The 14979-nt window shown below is 32.9% G+C and carries 14 protein-coding genes and 1 pseudogene; 9 read left to right on the top strand and 6 right to left on the bottom strand.

Annotated elements, in window-relative coordinates:
• Nucleotides 1-88: 88 nt before the first annotated feature.
• The 9 genes from QO182_RS01540 to QO182_RS01500 all read left to right on the top strand — a co-directional run bounded on the left by QO182_RS01540 (nt 89) and on the right by QO182_RS01500 (nt 9526).
• Nucleotides 89-913 (top strand): hypothetical protein, encoded by an 825-nt coding sequence (locus QO182_RS01540; RefSeq protein ID WP_371559603.1) that lies wholly within the window; start codon nt 89-91, stop codon nt 911-913.
• Between the two features lie 453 nt (nt 914-1366).
• Nucleotides 1367-2182 (top strand): glycosyltransferase family 2 protein, encoded by an 816-nt coding sequence (locus QO182_RS01535; protein ID WP_371559601.1) that lies wholly within the window; start codon nt 1367-1369, stop codon nt 2180-2182.
• Nucleotides 2183-2199: 17 nt separating this feature from the next.
• The gene (locus tag QO182_RS01530; RefSeq protein ID WP_371538527.1) at nt 2200-3141 is read left to right on the top strand and encodes a UDP-glucuronic acid decarboxylase family protein; all 942 of its coding nucleotides are present in this window, start codon (nt 2200-2202) and stop codon (nt 3139-3141) included.
• Nucleotides 3142-3267: 126 nt separating this feature from the next.
• Complete coding sequence (locus QO182_RS01525; RefSeq protein WP_371538526.1) at nt 3268-4014, top strand: glycosyltransferase family 2 protein; 747 nt, start codon at nt 3268-3270, stop codon at nt 4012-4014.
• Between the two features lie 136 nt (nt 4015-4150).
• Nucleotides 4151-4915 carry a polysaccharide biosynthesis/export family protein gene (locus QO182_RS01520; protein WP_371538524.1) on the top strand — a complete coding sequence of 255 codons (765 nt, stop codon included), beginning with the start codon at nt 4151-4153 and terminating at the stop codon, nt 4913-4915.
• A 4-nt stretch (nt 4916-4919) separates the two neighbouring features.
• Entirely contained in the window at nt 4920-7226 is a 2307-nt protein-coding gene (locus QO182_RS01515; protein WP_371559598.1) for a GumC family protein, read from the top strand.
• Nucleotides 7227-7506: 280 nt separating this feature from the next.
• Nucleotides 7507-7917, top strand: coding sequence for a VanZ family protein (locus QO182_RS01510; protein WP_371538522.1), 411 nt, complete (start codon nt 7507-7509; stop codon nt 7915-7917).
• Nucleotides 7910-9310, top strand: coding sequence for an exopolysaccharide biosynthesis polyprenyl glycosylphosphotransferase (locus tag QO182_RS01505; protein WP_371538520.1), 1401 nt, complete (start codon nt 7910-7912; stop codon nt 9308-9310). Before QO182_RS01510 ends, QO182_RS01505 begins: the two co-directional genes overlap by 8 nt.
• Nucleotides 9311-9328: 18 nt before the next feature.
• The gene (locus QO182_RS01500) at nt 9329-9526 is read left to right on the top strand and encodes a hypothetical protein (RefSeq protein ID WP_371559596.1); all 198 of its coding nucleotides are present in this window, start codon (nt 9329-9331) and stop codon (nt 9524-9526) included.
• 587 nt (nt 9527-10113) lie between these two features.
• Here QO182_RS01500 and QO182_RS01495 read toward each other — a convergent pair.
• From QO182_RS01495 to QO182_RS01470, 6 genes and pseudogenes are all read right to left on the bottom strand, one after another.
• A pseudogene (locus QO182_RS01495) lies at nt 10114-11064 on the bottom strand (NADP-dependent oxidoreductase).
• Between the two features lie 270 nt (nt 11065-11334).
• Entirely contained in the window at nt 11335-11766 is a 432-nt protein-coding gene (locus tag QO182_RS01490) for a hypothetical protein (RefSeq protein ID WP_371559594.1), read from the bottom strand.
• Nucleotides 11767-11914: 148 nt separating this feature from the next.
• The gene (locus tag QO182_RS01485; RefSeq protein ID WP_371559744.1) at nt 11915-12655 is read right to left on the bottom strand and encodes an SDR family oxidoreductase; all 741 of its coding nucleotides are present in this window, start codon (nt 12653-12655) and stop codon (nt 11915-11917) included.
• A 79-nt stretch (nt 12656-12734) separates the two neighbouring features.
• Nucleotides 12735-14117, bottom strand: a complete 1383-nt coding sequence (locus QO182_RS01480) for an NAD-dependent succinate-semialdehyde dehydrogenase (RefSeq protein WP_371559592.1) — start codon at nt 14115-14117, stop codon at nt 12735-12737.
• Between the two features lie 423 nt (nt 14118-14540).
• A complete protein-coding gene (locus QO182_RS01475; RefSeq protein ID WP_371559590.1) occupies nt 14541-14783 on the bottom strand; it encodes a hypothetical protein in 243 nt (80 codons plus the stop codon).
• On the bottom strand, nt 14773-14931 hold the full coding sequence (locus tag QO182_RS01470; RefSeq protein WP_371542932.1) for a hypothetical protein: 159 nt from the start codon (nt 14929-14931) through the stop codon (nt 14773-14775). The genes QO182_RS01475 and QO182_RS01470 overlap by 11 nt, the downstream gene beginning before the upstream one ends.
• Nucleotides 14932-14979: the final 48 nt, after the last annotated feature.

Below are 14979 nucleotides of genomic sequence, written 5' to 3'. Positions count from 1 at the left end.
TAGATTAAGTATTCAGTAAAGTCGCATAAAAAGTAGTTATTTGGATACTTAAAAAGGAGTATAAAAACATGCATTATTTTATATTTAAATGAATAGATTACACAAACAAGATGTACATGGTATACTTGACATTATTTTAAAGTCAAATAAAGCCTATTTAACCATATATACGATTTTAGAAAAGTATCCAGTGGTTCAAATGAAGGATTCGTACTTTAAATGTTTATATCGATTAACAAGAGTTATTTATTATGGGATTAAAAAATCATCTAAAGATCATCTTCCTTGCGTAGTTAGGGAATATAGAAATTCACAAATTTTAATAATGTTTCCTTTTATATATATATTTAAAAGCAAGCTGTTATTTTTGATAAATCATAATCTTGCACATGACCCGAATTTAAAATTACATCTTTTTTTGGATTCAGTAGGGATTCAATTATTGACTATTGATAGCAAATTTAATTTAAGTGATGAAAAATTATTTAAGAATAGAATTAATATTGATTCTGAAATAGTTCCAAAAACAATAAATTGTAAAAAAAAGGAAATTGTAATTTTTTCAAAAAGATATCTCGAAATTATTAAAACAAATATTTTTGAAGGATATACAGTTTTAATACCAAATAGAAAATCAAATACTAATAGGGAAATAGGAAAAAACCTTATTAGTTATGGGACTCAATCAAAAGAGGTGTTTCTTAATATGTTACAAAATGCAGAAATTGTAATTCTTGACTATGATAAGGATGATTACTATTACAGGACTTCAGGTGTGTTATGGGAATGTAGAATTTATGATGTTTTTATTATTGCAAACAACTATTTAATTTTTAAAAATCAATTGAAAGGTTATAATAAAAAAATGTTTTATGATTCAATTGATCAAATAGGAGGGTATCAAGAATCTTGAAATTATTAAAGGAAAATGAAATGGAGCTTAATTTTATACAGTATTACTTAAAGTTTTAGCAGTATCTATTATCATCATTATTAGTTTTTGGTTGACTTTTGTTTTATCATTGAAATAGCAAAAGAAGTGCATGATCAATTTGGCAAGAATGCCTAATAGTCAAATGAAATTTCATACTAAAATACATGGTTAAGAGCTAATTATAATGTCGTCTCAAATGCAATTAAAGCTTAAATAAGGTCAAAGTACTTTCATAAACCATCAATGCATTTGATATCTACTAACATCACACGATTTTCAAAAATGTGTTTATTGGAGTAGGAGCTTTTATTAAGCCAGTAATTGCACTAAGAGAGAACACTATTGTTGGAGTAGGGAGTCTAGTTAACAAAAACGTCGAAACGAATTCAATTGTAGGAGGGAATCCTGCTAAACATATAAAATTTAGAACTATTGAATAATATACCTATTACAGTAATTGTTTCAGTAAAAAACGAAGAGTTAAATTTACCATCTTGTTTAGATAAATTAGTACGATTTGATCAAATTATTGTGGTTGATTCAGGGAGTACAGATCAAACAATGACTATTGCATTAGCAAAGGGAGCTGAAGTTTTGCAGTTTCAATGGAATGGTAAGTTTCCAAAAAAACGCAACTGGGCATTACAAAATGCCATTATTAAGCACGAATGGGTTTTGTTTCTTGATGCTGACGAATTTGTAACAGAGGCTTTTGTGGATGAAATATCGATTAAGACGAAAGATCCTAATTTTAATGGTTTTACGATTCAGTTTGAAAACTATTTTATGGGTAAAAAACTGTGTTATGGCTATGGTTTTAAAAAATCAGCCTTATTTAAGAAGTCCAAAGGAGCCTATGAAAAAATTGACGAAGATTTATGGAGTCATTTGGACATGGAAGTACATGAACACCCAATCATTGAAGGTCAGGTGGGTGTGATCAAATCTAAGATCATTCATAAAGATTTTAAAGATTTGGAGCATTATATTGCCAAACACAATGCCTATTCTACCTGGGAAGCCAAAAGATATTTGCAACTCAAAGAAGCAAAAAACAGTCATTTATCTTTGAACCAAAAAATAAAATATGGATTGTTAAACACAGGGCTTCTTCCTGCTGTTTATTTTGTAGGAGCCTATTTTTTGAAATTAGGTTTTTTAGACGGTAAGGAAGGTTTTTACTTAGCACGTTTTAAATCCCATTACTTCTTTCAAATTCAAACAAAAGTTAATTCACTAAAAAAATAAAAAATAAAAAATAAAAAATGAAAAAAATATTAATAACAGGAGGAGCCGGTTTTGTGGGGTCTCATTTATGTAAACGATTATTAAGTGAAGGTAATGAAGTGATTTGCTTAGATAATTATTTTACTGGTGCCAAATCGAATATTATTGAGTTATTAGATCATCCGTATTTTGAGATGGTACGTCATGATATAACAGAACCTTATTATGCAGAGGTTGATGAAATTTATAATCTAGCGTGCCCGGCTTCTCCAGTACATTACCAGTACAATCCCATTAAAACAATTAAAACATCGGTAATGGGAGCAATCAATGTTTTAGGATTGGCCAAACGAGTAAAAGCAAAAGTGCTACAAGCAAGCACTAGTGAGGTATATGGCGATCCATTGGTACATCCACAGCCTGAGACTTATTGGGGGCACGTAAATCCCATAGGGATTCGTTCTTGTTATGATGAAGGAAAGCGTTGCGCCGAAACTTTGTTTATGGATTACCACAATCAGAATAAGGTAGCTATTAAGATTATTCGAATTTTTAATACTTATGGCCCTAATATGAACCCAGTTGACGGGAGAGTGGTTTCTAATTTTATTGTACAAGCTTTACAAGGCCAAGATATTACTATTTTTGGAGATGGTTTGCAAACTCGCTCTTTTCAATATGTAGATGATTTAGTAGAAGGAATGATTAGAATGATGGGATCGGATCCAACTTTTTTGGGTCCTGTGAATTTAGGAAACCCCAATGAATTTACGATGCTTGAATTGGCGCAGGCTGTAATTGAATTGACAGGGTCTAAATCGAAAATTATACATTTGGCTTTACCACAAGATGACCCAAAACAAAGACAGCCAGATATTTCTCTTGCGAAAGCAAAACTTGAAGGATGGGAACCAAAAATACAATTGCGTGAAGGTTTGATTACGACCATTAATTATTTTGATAATTTATTAATAAAATAATAAAGTCTATTTTTGTAAGTCATCTTGATTGATGTTTGGTGGTGTTTGATTCAATTGTGTACAGAGATTATAATTCTCGTTATATTTTTAATAGACTACCCCCTTTTAAATTTTTAAATAAATTTTATGCGAATTACTGTAATTACTGTCTGTTACAATCGAAAAGATACTATGGCCAAAGCCATTCAAAGTGTTTTGGATCAAAATTATCCCAACATTGAATATATAGTAATTGATGGTAATTCTACAGATGGAACCAAAGAAATTATCGAGTCTTATCAAGATAGAATAAGTCGATATATCTCGGAGCCAGATAAAGGCATGTATGATGCCATCAACAAAGGAATTCAAATGGCCACAGGCGATGCAATCGGTTTGATGCATTCTGATGATGAGTTTTATGACAATACGACAATTAGTAAAATAGTAGAACGTTTTAAATTGGATGCCACTATCGAAGGAGTATATGGTGACGGTGTGTATGTGTCTAATGATACAAAAGAACGTTTGATTCGTAATCGTATTGGAGGGGATTTTAGTCTTAGTAGAGTAAAATCGGGTTGGTTACCTTTGCATCCTACAGTTTATTTGAAAAAATCTATAATCGATAGATACGGGATGTACAACCTAGATTTTAATATCGCTTCGGATACAGAATTTTTATTACGTTATTTGTACAAGTACAAAATTAAAATGAGTTATGTTAACCATTATTTTGTTAAGATGCGAATGGGAGGGATGAGTACTAATGCAAAACGTGCTTTTGAAGTTTTGCAGGAGGATTATAAAATCTATAAGTACCATGGTTTATCTGCTTTGCGCGTCGTATTTCTTAAAAAAACAATTGCTTTAAAACAATATTTAGTTCGTTAAAACATTCAAAAACAATATATAATAGATTCTTTAATTTCTTAAAGATAGATTATATACATTTGTACGTATTGTTCTTTATATTTCGAAAGAAATAACGTAAACCTAAACCAAAATACAATTATAAACTATGATAACCATGAAAAAAATCCCGATTTCGTTACTTTTATTACTTTTAGTAGTGATGCAGTCTTGCGGTAGTAAGAAAAAGATTTTGTACTTGCAAGATTTAGATGAATACGCTAATACATCTTTAGTCTACACTACAACAAAGATACAACCCAACGATATACTAAAAGTAGAAGTGAGCGATTTGAATCCTATAGTAGCGGCACCTTTTAATATAATGGGATCTGGAGCAGGACAAACATCTGCAGATATGATGAAGTTAAGTGGCTACTTAGTGACTCCTCAAGGAACAATTATGATGCCTATTTTAAATGAAATGGGCGTTGGGGGATTGACTCCGTCTCAAGCAGAGATAAAAATTAAACAAACCTTAATTGATGAAGGATACTTAGTAAATCCAACGGTACAAGTTCGTGTTCTAAATAATAAGTTTACTATTTTGGGGGAGGTAAATAGTCCAGGTGTTATTAATTTTACAGAACAATCAATCAGCTTATTAGACGCGATAGGTATGGCTGGTGATTTAACTTATTCAGGACTTAGAAAAGATGTAACGCTAATTCGAGAAATAGATGGTAAACGTTTGGTATATCATATTGATTTAACGACGGCTTCGTGGATGTCTAATCCAGATTATCGCATTAGGCAAAATGATGTTATTATGGTAACGCCTAATAAGCTAAAAATAAACAGTGGTCGTACCATAAAAGATCCATTGCAGATATTGGGTGTTTTGAGTACTGTATTAGCAATATTTTTAATTATTAGAAATTAGTACTATGGATTTTAAGAAAGAGTTTTTAAAATATGTAAAGTATTGGCCTTTGTTTTTAATTTGCTTAATAATAAGTTTGGTTGCGGCCTATTATTATTTAGAGGCAGTATCTCCTTCTTATGAAACATCTGCCTTAATCAATATTGATAAAGAGAAAGAAAGAGACTCACAGATAATCACCGCTACTAATACTCAAAAAGACAAAGAGGTAGGTCTCGAAGAAGAAAAGATGATGATCACTTCTAATAATTTTTTGGCTCAGATCGTCACTGATTTAAAACTGAACATTAATTATTATGAGAAGGGTTATCTACAAAATAAATTCATAGATGACATTCCTTTTATAGTTAAGGCAGCTAGATCCAATGATTCATTACCACAAAAAGGCTATGACGTTCAGGTTGTGAGCGAAGGTTTTTTGGTACGTGATCAAACTACTGAAAAGCAATATTTGTTACATGGATATAAAACTAGTCGAGTTATTACAGGTTTGCCTTTCACTATTGAATTGACAGAAAAAGCTAAAAGTGAAGTGGGTTCTTACATAAATAAAGAATATGTTGTAACGATTGAGCCAACTGCGACAGCAGTAAATAATTTAAAAGCAACGCTAGAAATTGAGTCATTTGATAGTCCTAATAATAACTTGGTTTTGAGCTATAGAGGAATAAATCCGGAGCTTTCAACAAAAATTCTAAAGAAAATTATTGAGTCGCTTGATAAAAACATTGTTGTTAATAAACAAAAATCATTTTCCAAGTCAATTGCTTATTTAAACGAACGTATAGCTATTTTTGCAAAACAAAAAGACTCTATTCAAAGTGTCAAAGAGAGTTATTTGCGCGATAATAATATCTATGTTTTAGATCAATTTATTACTGCTAAAACAAGTAAAAAAAGTACAACAGCAGCTAATTCAGCGCTCAATGAAAGACAAATCTATTTGACCAAATTGGCTATAAATGACATTAGAAGAAGTAATAGTACTTCCGCTTTGGGGACAGATTATAATTTAGAATCTCCATCAGTCAATCAAATGCTTATAAGTTACAATTCAAGTCTTATGGAAAGTGAGTTACTCTTGCAAAGAGCACAAAAAAATAATCCTGCTTACCTGAGTTTAATGGCACAATTGAAAGGTCGAAAACAAGCAATATTAAATGCCTTAGGCGATTATTTAAACTATTTGAACCAAACGAATGCTGTTAATAGGACAGAGAAAAATATCGCCGCTTCTGCAGCAAAAAGTATTCCTACAAAAGACAAAGTGTTAGGAAATATTAATAATAACTTGAGCTTGAAGGAGGAGACCTATTTGTCTTTATTGCAAAAGAGGGAAGAAATGTTGTTAAATGGCGCCGTTTTAGAATCCAATCTAAGGATTCTCGATTCTCCACAAACTAATTATTCAGACACTTTTCCAAAAAGGAAAACTTTTATGCTAGGTGGTGTTTTATTTGGTTTTATTTTGGCATTTGGTATTGTTTATTTAATGCTTCAGATGGATTCTACCATTCATAGCGAGGAGGATTTCCTAGGAGAACTAGCTGATGTTCCATTTTTAGGAACGATTCCTAAAGTAGATGATAATGAAAAACTAGATAACTCAGCAAATTCTCGCTCTGTAATTGCAGAAGCAACGCGTACCTTGTTTTCTAATATTTCCTATTTATTACCCAATAAAGACGAAAAGAAAGGAAACGTAGTATTGTTTTGTTCTTCTGTTCAGGGAGAGGGAAAATCTTTTTGTGCCTTTCATAATGCCATAACAATTAGTAATTTAAATAAAAAAGTTTTACTAATTGGTGCCGATTTAAGAAATCCTCAACTACACGATTATTTTAATAAAGACAAAGACGTACCAGGACTTACCAGTTTTTTATCTAATAGAAGTGAAGACTGGAAGAGCTCTCTGGTGAAAGAAGGAAGTTTTTCTGAAAACCTTGATGTTTTACTTTCAGGTGAAATTCCACCTAATCCTACTCAATTGTTAACGAATTCTAATTTTGAACTTTTAATCGAAGAAGCTAAAAGTTTATATGATTTTATTATTATAGATTCGGCTCCTCTTCAATTTGTATCTGATACTTTTAATTTTAGTGCTTTAGCTGATGTTACTGTTTACATTACAAGAGCTGATTATTCAGATAAGAAAACGCTAACATATCTCAATAACTTTATAAAGAAAGGACAATTAAAGAATGTTGGTATTGCTATCAATGGAATGAGCAGAAACATGGGTTACGGCTATGATAACGCTTACACTTATAAAGACCAGAAAGAAAAGAAACCTTGGTTCAAAAAAGCTTAATAAAGACTTGGTTAAAAAAAATGAAGTTGAATACAATTAAAAAGTTTTTATTTGATTGGTGGGCTAACATTCTACTCTTTCTATTTAACTTTTTTACAGAGAGAATTAGAGCTAAAATGCAACATTATGATTTGCATCTGTAGAACATACATTTTTTAGATAAGGGTGTTTTTTGATGGAATTATTTTTCATGTAGTTTTCTGTTTTAAATGAGATTATGCGAAAAAAATGGTAGAAAAGAGCGAGCCAAAAGGGTTTTATTTAAGTTAAATAGCATAAAATGTCAAAAAAAATAATTCGATTTTTATTACTACTTGTTATTGTTGCTGTTTTTTACTATTCTTGGTTGCCTGATCCTAATATGAGGTCTGAGAACTATTTGCCTCAATGGTTATTGAATTGGAGTAATGAAAACTTTAATGTACGGACTGCTATTCCATTTGTTGTTTTTGGTTACTTACTAGAGGCTTATTCCTTTAAGAAGAATTCACAGAATAAAAATGTAGATAGAAAGTTTGTTTTTATTCGAAATTTGGGAGTATCAGCAGTTGTTGTTATTATTGCCGAATGTGGTCAATTTCTAATTAAAAATAGGAGCCCCGATTTTATGGATATTTATTTTGGAATTATAGGAAGTTTAGTAGGAGCCTTTGGGTACAATTTATTTAATAAAAAATTGAGAAATGCGTAATAGACATAAATTTACTTTTATGATGTGCTGTCTAATAATAGACATGCTCGCTATGGTCGTTGGTACATTAATATTTTTGAAGTTTGTAAGTAATGAAGATGTTAGGTGGGAGGAATTGTTCCTTAACACATTGATGCCTATTACAATACTAAGTTGGTTTTTTTCAGTTACCTATTTTCGTCTTTATCGTGTTGATTCTCTTTTTGATTTAGAGCAATTTTACGGTGATAGTTGGCGGGCCTTTTTAACACAAAGGATTCTTTGGCACACTTATATTTTCTTTTTTCATGATGATATATTTTATGTTGTTTTGAGTACAGCTAGTTTGTTTCAACTATGCTTTTTGATGTTGTATTTTTTATTTTCTAGAGTTTTATTCACACTAGTAATAGTGAAAATTAAAAGATGGATTACTAAGCGATACACCGTTGCAATATGGGGGTTTAATTCAACGAGTATTGAACTAGCATCACAATTAGAAACCAATGCCTATTTTATTGATTTTATAGGAATCCTGAACGAAAACTCATCTGTAAATTATAAGACTAAAGAAGCTTTTAGTTTTGCACTTGCTAATGCAATTCACAGTGCATCTGAAGAGAATATTGATGAATTATATATTGTAACAAAGCCTGATTTTATTATTGATTTAAACTACTTTTTTGAACTTGGAGACAAGCATTGTATGCGCTTGAAATTTATACCTGACTTTTCAACAATTTCAAGAGCTCATTTTAGTGTTAGTCACGTAAATAATTTTCACGTAATAAAACCTCGTAATGAACCGCTGCAAGATGCTAATAATAGATTATTTAAAAGAATATTTGATCTTGTTTTTAGTGTGTTAGTCATTGTCTTTATTATGTCATGGTTGTATCCTATCTTGGCAATTATAATTAAAAAACAAAGTAAAGGACCTGTTTTGTTCAAACAATTACGAACGGGTAAGAAAAATGAGCCTTTCTGGTGTTATAAATTTAGAAGCATGTATATAAATGTAGGCGACGAAAGCGAACAAGCTAAGAAGGGAGATTCTCGAACAACTCCAATTGGAAAATTCATTCGCCGAACTAGTCTGGATGAGATGCCTCAATTCTTTAACGTACTGTTAGGAAGTATGAGTGTTGTAGGGCCACGTCCTCACATGATTAAACATACTACTGATTACAATGATCATATCAATAATTTTATGGTTCGACATTTTGTTAAACCAGGTATTACTGGTCTTGCTCAAATTTCAGGGCTTAGAGGTGAAACTAAAAAAGTATCGGATATGAAACGCAGGGTTACAACAGACATCAAGTATGTTCAAACTTGGAGCATAATCACTGATATTAAAATTTGTTTTATGACGATTATTGTAACTCTAAAAGGAGATGATAATGCATTTTAAATTAAAAAAATAGTACTTATGAATATTACCTATTATTTTATTGGCTTACTTACAGGAGCATCATTATCTTCATACTTCGTAGGTAAAGAATTGTACAAGTATTATATAAAATACAAGGTACAACGAAAACAATTAGATCGTATAATAAAACTTAATGATAAGATACTGAAAATGAACGATGTGGATTATGGAAAAACTCCTAATCCTGATCTATAGATTTATTTTCTTCGTTATTTTTTTTCACTGATACTCATGCTGTCTCGTCCTAAATTATCTATACAGATTATTAGACAAAAATATTTAATTAAACACTTGCAAAACGTTTTTGTAAGTGTTTTTTGTTTTATGTGATCTTATTTTAATTCTGCTTTTTAAGTATAATTTATTTATAGTCAGTGTATTATTAAAATAAGGAGGTTGTAGTTTATCGTGTATTATGATTGATTTTTTTTAAAATCTACTGCAGTTTTTAAAACAGTAACCGTACAGTTGGAAAATAAAAAGTGTTTTCTTATCGAAGTTAAGAATTGCAACAAAGACATTTTTTTACATAAAATTAGCATGGTTTACATCCTTTTTCAGATCGTCTAGTACCGCTCAAACATTCTCTTGTTCGAAATGGTCTTTTTATTCCTGTTTTCTAACCATAGCAATAAGCCTGTAATTTTTAGATTCTTTTAATAAATTAATAATGATTCTTCCCATGGTGCCGTTTGCAACGGCTACTACTATATTTTTTTTCGTTAGTTGTATTTTCTTTGTTTATAAAAAAAATAGTAATCTGGTCTATCGTTTTAAACTATTTAGGACATGCTTATAATTACTTTCCCTTTGGCTCTGCCGGCATCTAGATATAAATAAGCATCGATTTCGTCTTCGAAGGAATAAATCAAATCGATTATAGGCTTAATATCCCCATCTTCAACCATTCTGCTGATAGTATTTAACTGCTTAGCATTAGGCTGCATTCATGTTAGTTTATAAACAGCAGATTTTTTTTCAATCAGTGTTGATAATTTTTCGGGTAATTTATAATTAGTCATACCCATTTGCTTTGCAGTTTCTTCGTCGGGAGGCCCTGTTATTGTGGTCACTTTCCCACCTTCTTTAATGATTTCAAAAGCATCAAAGATGTAGTAATTCCCTAAAGTGTCAAAAACAATATCCAAATCGTTTGCAACCTCTTTATAATCCTCCGTTTTATAATCGATAACATGGTCAGCTCCCAAAGCTTTGACCCTGTCTACATTTTTGGTGCTGGTGGTCGTATAAACAATAGCTCCTTTAGCTTTGGCATACTGAATGGCAAAAGTACCTACGCCACCAGATCCTGCATGAATCAGAATGCGATCATTTTCTTTCAGATCAACACTCTCCAGTGCCTGGATCGCTGTGAGTCCTATTAATGGTAAGCCGGCTGCTTCTTCGAAAGAACTATTTTTGGTTTTTTTAGCAACTAGGTCACTATTGACACTTACAAATTCTGCTACTGTACCCATTTGTTCTTGTGGCACTCTGGAATATACTTCATCTCCTATTTCGAAATTCTTTACATCTACACCTTTCTCAACCACCACAACACTTACGTCAAAGCCTATTGTACTAGGTAAGTTTAAAGAAATCATATCTTTCAGTTTACCTTCGACCATTTTGTAATCAATGGGATTTAACGAAGCTGCTTTAACTTCAACTAGAATGTCATTTGGTTTTAAAGAAGGTTTTTCGATCTCATTGGTGGATATACTGTCTTTAATTTTACCCTATTTTACTATTTTAGTGCTTTCATATCTAGAATTGCTCTTTATTCAAATAGTTGAATTTTAATAAGTTAAGAAAGATAATTTTACTTTTTGTTTTTTTATGGAAGAATATCGATTCGCTTATTCAACAGCTCTTTTAATTGCAGAGCATCAGAGAGTTCAACATCATCAGTCGGCAATGTGTTGAGGAGCTTTTCCGGGACAGGAATAGCGTTTTTTAAGTTGTTTTCCTTGTTGGGTTATTTAATTTTAACTGATCATCCATTATGCTTCGTTTTTTGACGCTCTCCATGCTTTCCATGATCCGGCGGACCATAGCGCCCAGGCGATAAGTACCGGCTGGAATAAAAGCCTGATTAAGCGTGCCCTATCTGAATTTAAAGCTCCAAAAGCATCTTTTCCATCAAGGTATTGGGCTACATTACCTGGGAAAACCAGAATAAAAAATAGGGCTAAGGCCCACCCGATATGGGCACGCTGCTTTTTCCATAACAATAAAGTCAGTCCCAATCCCATTTCAACTATGCCGGATAAAATAACGACAAGGTCTTTGCTCAAAGGAACCCAGTCCGGGACCTGAGCTTGGAAATCGATTCTATTAAAGGTAAGATGACTAAATCCGGCATAAACCATAAATAGCGCTAATAGTACTCTGAAAATATTTTGCGTTAGCGAAATGTCAACTTCTTTTTTCAAAGCTGTGTTTTATAGATTAAACAATTAAAACAGATCATTCAGTCCGCTTACTCGAATCAGTTTCTTATTAACAAATTCCTGAATTCCCAACTCTGATAATTCCCGACCAAAGCCTAAACAGCCAGTCGTCACTAAAGGAGAGCGTAGCTTACTGTTGTTCTGTAGGCATGATGTAGACATCATTTATGTTCACACGGCTCGGTTGTGTTAGAGCATAATAAATCGCTTCCGCAATATCCTCTGGTTCGAGCATAGTCATTTTCTGCATGTCTGATAGTTTACCTAAAATATCTTCGTCTGTTATGGTATCCATTAAGTTTGTAGCTACAGCTCCAGGTTCAATGGAGGTAACGCAAATACCATACTTTGGAGCTAACTCCTGTCGTAAGCCTTCGGAAAACATTTTTACCGCTGCCTTCGTTGCACAGTACACTGCACCACCCGGGAAGTATCTATAGGCTGCTACCGATGAAATATTGATAATATGCCCTTGTTTGTTTTTAATAAGGGTCGGAAGTACAGCGGCTACACCGTTTAATACTCCTTTGATATTCACGTCCACCATTTTCTCCCACTCATCGGTCTTTAGATTCTCCACAAAAGACAACGGCATCAAGCCTGCATTATTAATTATTGCGTGTACAGTACCATATTCTTCCAGTGTTTTATCGACTAACTTTTCCATATCAACCTTCTTGGTAACATCAGCAATGACTACTAGCGCCTCGCCTCCTTTATCCTCAATGATCTTCTTAAGCTCGTTCAGTTTATCTTTTCTACGTGCGGAAAGCACTACTTTGGCACCATTCATTGATAGTTTTAAGGCTGCTGCTTCGCCAATACCACTTGAGGCTCCCGTTATTATTATTACTTTACTTTTAATGTCCATTTTACAATTAATTTTAGATTGAGTTGAAATATTTAATAGCAGTATTAATGCCACAAAAGGATTATTTTTTTAGCATTTACTAGAAGGAATCATTCAGATTACTTACCCGAATCAGTTTCTTATTCACAAACTCGTGAATCCCCAACTCCGATAGTTCACGGCCAAAACCTGATTGTTTTGTTCCGCCAAAAGGAAAATCGGCTTGTGTCCAGGTAGGATGATTAATGAATAACATGCCCGAATCTATTTGGTCAGCTATTCTTTTTCCGCGTTCAATATCTTGTGTGAATATAGAACCTCCCAAACCAAAATCAGAATCATTGGCCAGATCAATGGCAGCCTGTTCGTCTTTTACCACATAGAAGGTAGCTACGGGACCAAATAATTCTTCGTGATAAGCAGCAATACCTGGCTTCAAATCAGTAAGTATGGTAGGTTCCATAAATGCACCTTCACGGTCTGCGCGTTTACCGCCCAATAGCACTTTTGCACCTCCTTCAACTGAACGATTGACCTGATCTGCCAAATGCTCGGCTGCTCCTTCACTGCTTAAGGGACCTAATTGAGTAGCAGGATCCATCGGATCACCTAATTTCAATTTTGATAATGCATCCTTGAACTTTTGAATAAACTCATCGGCTATTGCTTCCACTGCAACAAACCGCTTAGAGGCAATACAACTTTGACCATTATTATTCATCCTTCCTACAACTGCCCATTCTACTGTTTTTGCCAAATCAGCATCTTCCAGTATAATGAACACATCGTTACCACCCAGTTCTAATACCACCTTTTTCAAGTGTTTTCCGGCTTCCATAGCAACACTTGCACCGGCTTCCTCACTACCTGTTAAGGAAACGCCTTTTATCCTTTTATCAGAAACCAATGCTGATGCACGTTTGCCGGAGATGAATAGATTCGTATACAATCCTTTAGGAGCCTCTGCTTCTTCGAAGATTTCTTCAATGGCAATAGCACATTGTGGAACGTTGGAGGCGTGTTTAAGTAAAATAGTATTACCTACCATAATGTTAGGTGCTGCAAATCGCACTACTTGATAGAAAGGGAAATTCCAAGGCATCACACCTAATAAAGTACCAATGGGACTGTTACGAATGATCGCCGTTCCATACTCTGGGTCGAGTACTTTATCGGCAAGAAACGCTTCTGCATTATCCGCATAATAATCAAGGATATTAGCGCTCAAATCGATTTCTGCCTCTGCTTGGGCAAGGAGTTTGCCCATTTCTAATGTAATGGTTTTTGCTAATGCTGTTTTTTTAGCTCGCATAAGGGTGGCTACTTTATGCAATAAATCAGCCCGCTGTTGGTAGCTAGTTTCCTTCCATTTCACAAAAGCTTCTTGCGCTTTTGCAACCTTGGCATCAACTGATTTTTCCGTCATTTCTTCGAACGATTTTACTGTCTTATTTGTGTTTGGATTAACTGTTTGAATGGACATATTGATTTAGTTTTTAATTATTTAATTATGAGTAAATATTTCTTTACAGTTTTGAAGGCATTCAACTGTAAATTTTATTTGTCTGATTTTCTCTTAAAAGAATAAGGGGCTACAACAAGAATACTAATCAAACATTAAAATAAGTGCTTATGAAAATTAAATGATTTTGGGTAATCAATTATTAATCAAATTGTTATGCTGTGTAAATGTAGTGAATAATTTTTACATTTTCAATTAAAATTAATTCTGATACATGACACTTGTAACAATAACCCAGGAACTGATGTGTTATTTTTATACGAACGCACCGCTTAAATAAATTAGTAAAAAAAAAGCAATTGCCCTAAAACTACTTTTATAAACGAAAAAAGCTCCGTCCCGAAACGTCGGGGACGGAGCTTTAGCTATTTTTTACAATAAATATCATGGATTGATCCTGGGTTCTTCTTCAGTTTTCACTCCAGTTTGATGCACAGCAGAAATGATACCGCCTCCCAGGACTAAATAACCTGCTACTGATACTAATCTAATTGGCACAGCAACTGGAGAAGCAAGGATAATACCACAAACAGATGCCAAAGGAATTCCAACAGTTCTAAGAATTTTATACCATTTCGGAGTTGGGGCCATTGTTCTTTCAACAATATTCAAATTGTTATTTTTCATGATTTGCTTTTTTTAAAATTGAAGATTCGATGTTGTTTACTCTTTTTTCTAAATACTCTACTTTTTGGTGTAACAAATCATTACCACTTTTAAATTCTGTTTTGATGATTAAAGCCATTGCTTTGACTTCAAACAAATCTTTTTCCATGCTTTCAAAATCGGCGTGTAATTACTTAATAAAATAAGCCACAACAGA

Origin of the sequence: Flavobacterium sp. Arc2 (genome assembly GCF_041431385.1) — a bacterium.
Classification (GTDB): Bacteria; Bacteroidota; Bacteroidia; order Flavobacteriales; family Flavobacteriaceae; genus Flavobacterium.
The sequence above is the reverse complement of the archived record's forward strand: the minus strand, read 5'-3'. Positions and strand labels throughout refer to the sequence as shown.

Excerpts from the sequence above, each read along its gene's own strand:
- QO182_RS01500 (WP_371559596.1), top strand. The coding sequence starts at position 9,329 with ATGAATATTACCTATTATTTTATTGGCTTACTTACAGGAGCATCATTA.
- QO182_RS01530 (WP_371538527.1), top strand. The coding sequence starts at position 2,200 with ATGAAAAAAATATTAATAACAGGAGGAGCCGGTTTTGTGGGGTCTCAT.
- QO182_RS01480 (WP_371559592.1), bottom strand. The coding sequence starts at position 14,117 with ATGTCCATTCAAACAGTTAATCCAAACACAAATAAGACAGTAAAATCG.
- QO182_RS01540 (WP_371559603.1), top strand. The coding sequence starts at position 89 with ATGAATAGATTACACAAACAAGATGTACATGGTATACTTGACATTATT.
- QO182_RS01525 (WP_371538526.1), top strand. The coding sequence starts at position 3,268 with ATGCGAATTACTGTAATTACTGTCTGTTACAATCGAAAAGATACTATG.
- QO182_RS01510 (WP_371538522.1), top strand. The coding sequence starts at position 7,507 with ATGTCAAAAAAAATAATTCGATTTTTATTACTACTTGTTATTGTTGCT.
- QO182_RS01505 (WP_371538520.1), top strand. The coding sequence starts at position 7,910 with ATGCGTAATAGACATAAATTTACTTTTATGATGTGCTGTCTAATAATA.
- QO182_RS01520 (WP_371538524.1), top strand. The coding sequence starts at position 4,151 with ATGAAAAAAATCCCGATTTCGTTACTTTTATTACTTTTAGTAGTGATG.
- QO182_RS01475 (WP_371559590.1), bottom strand. The coding sequence starts at position 14,783 with ATGAAAAATAACAATTTGAATATTGTTGAAAGAACAATGGCCCCAACT.
- QO182_RS01515 (WP_371559598.1), top strand. The coding sequence starts at position 4,920 with ATGGATTTTAAGAAAGAGTTTTTAAAATATGTAAAGTATTGGCCTTTG.
- QO182_RS01470 (WP_371542932.1), bottom strand. The coding sequence starts at position 14,931 with ATGGAAAAAGATTTGTTTGAAGTCAAAGCAATGGCTTTAATCATCAAA.
- QO182_RS01485 (WP_371559744.1), bottom strand. The coding sequence starts at position 12,655 with ATGGACATTAAAAGTAAAGTAATAATAATAACGGGAGCCTCAAGTGGT.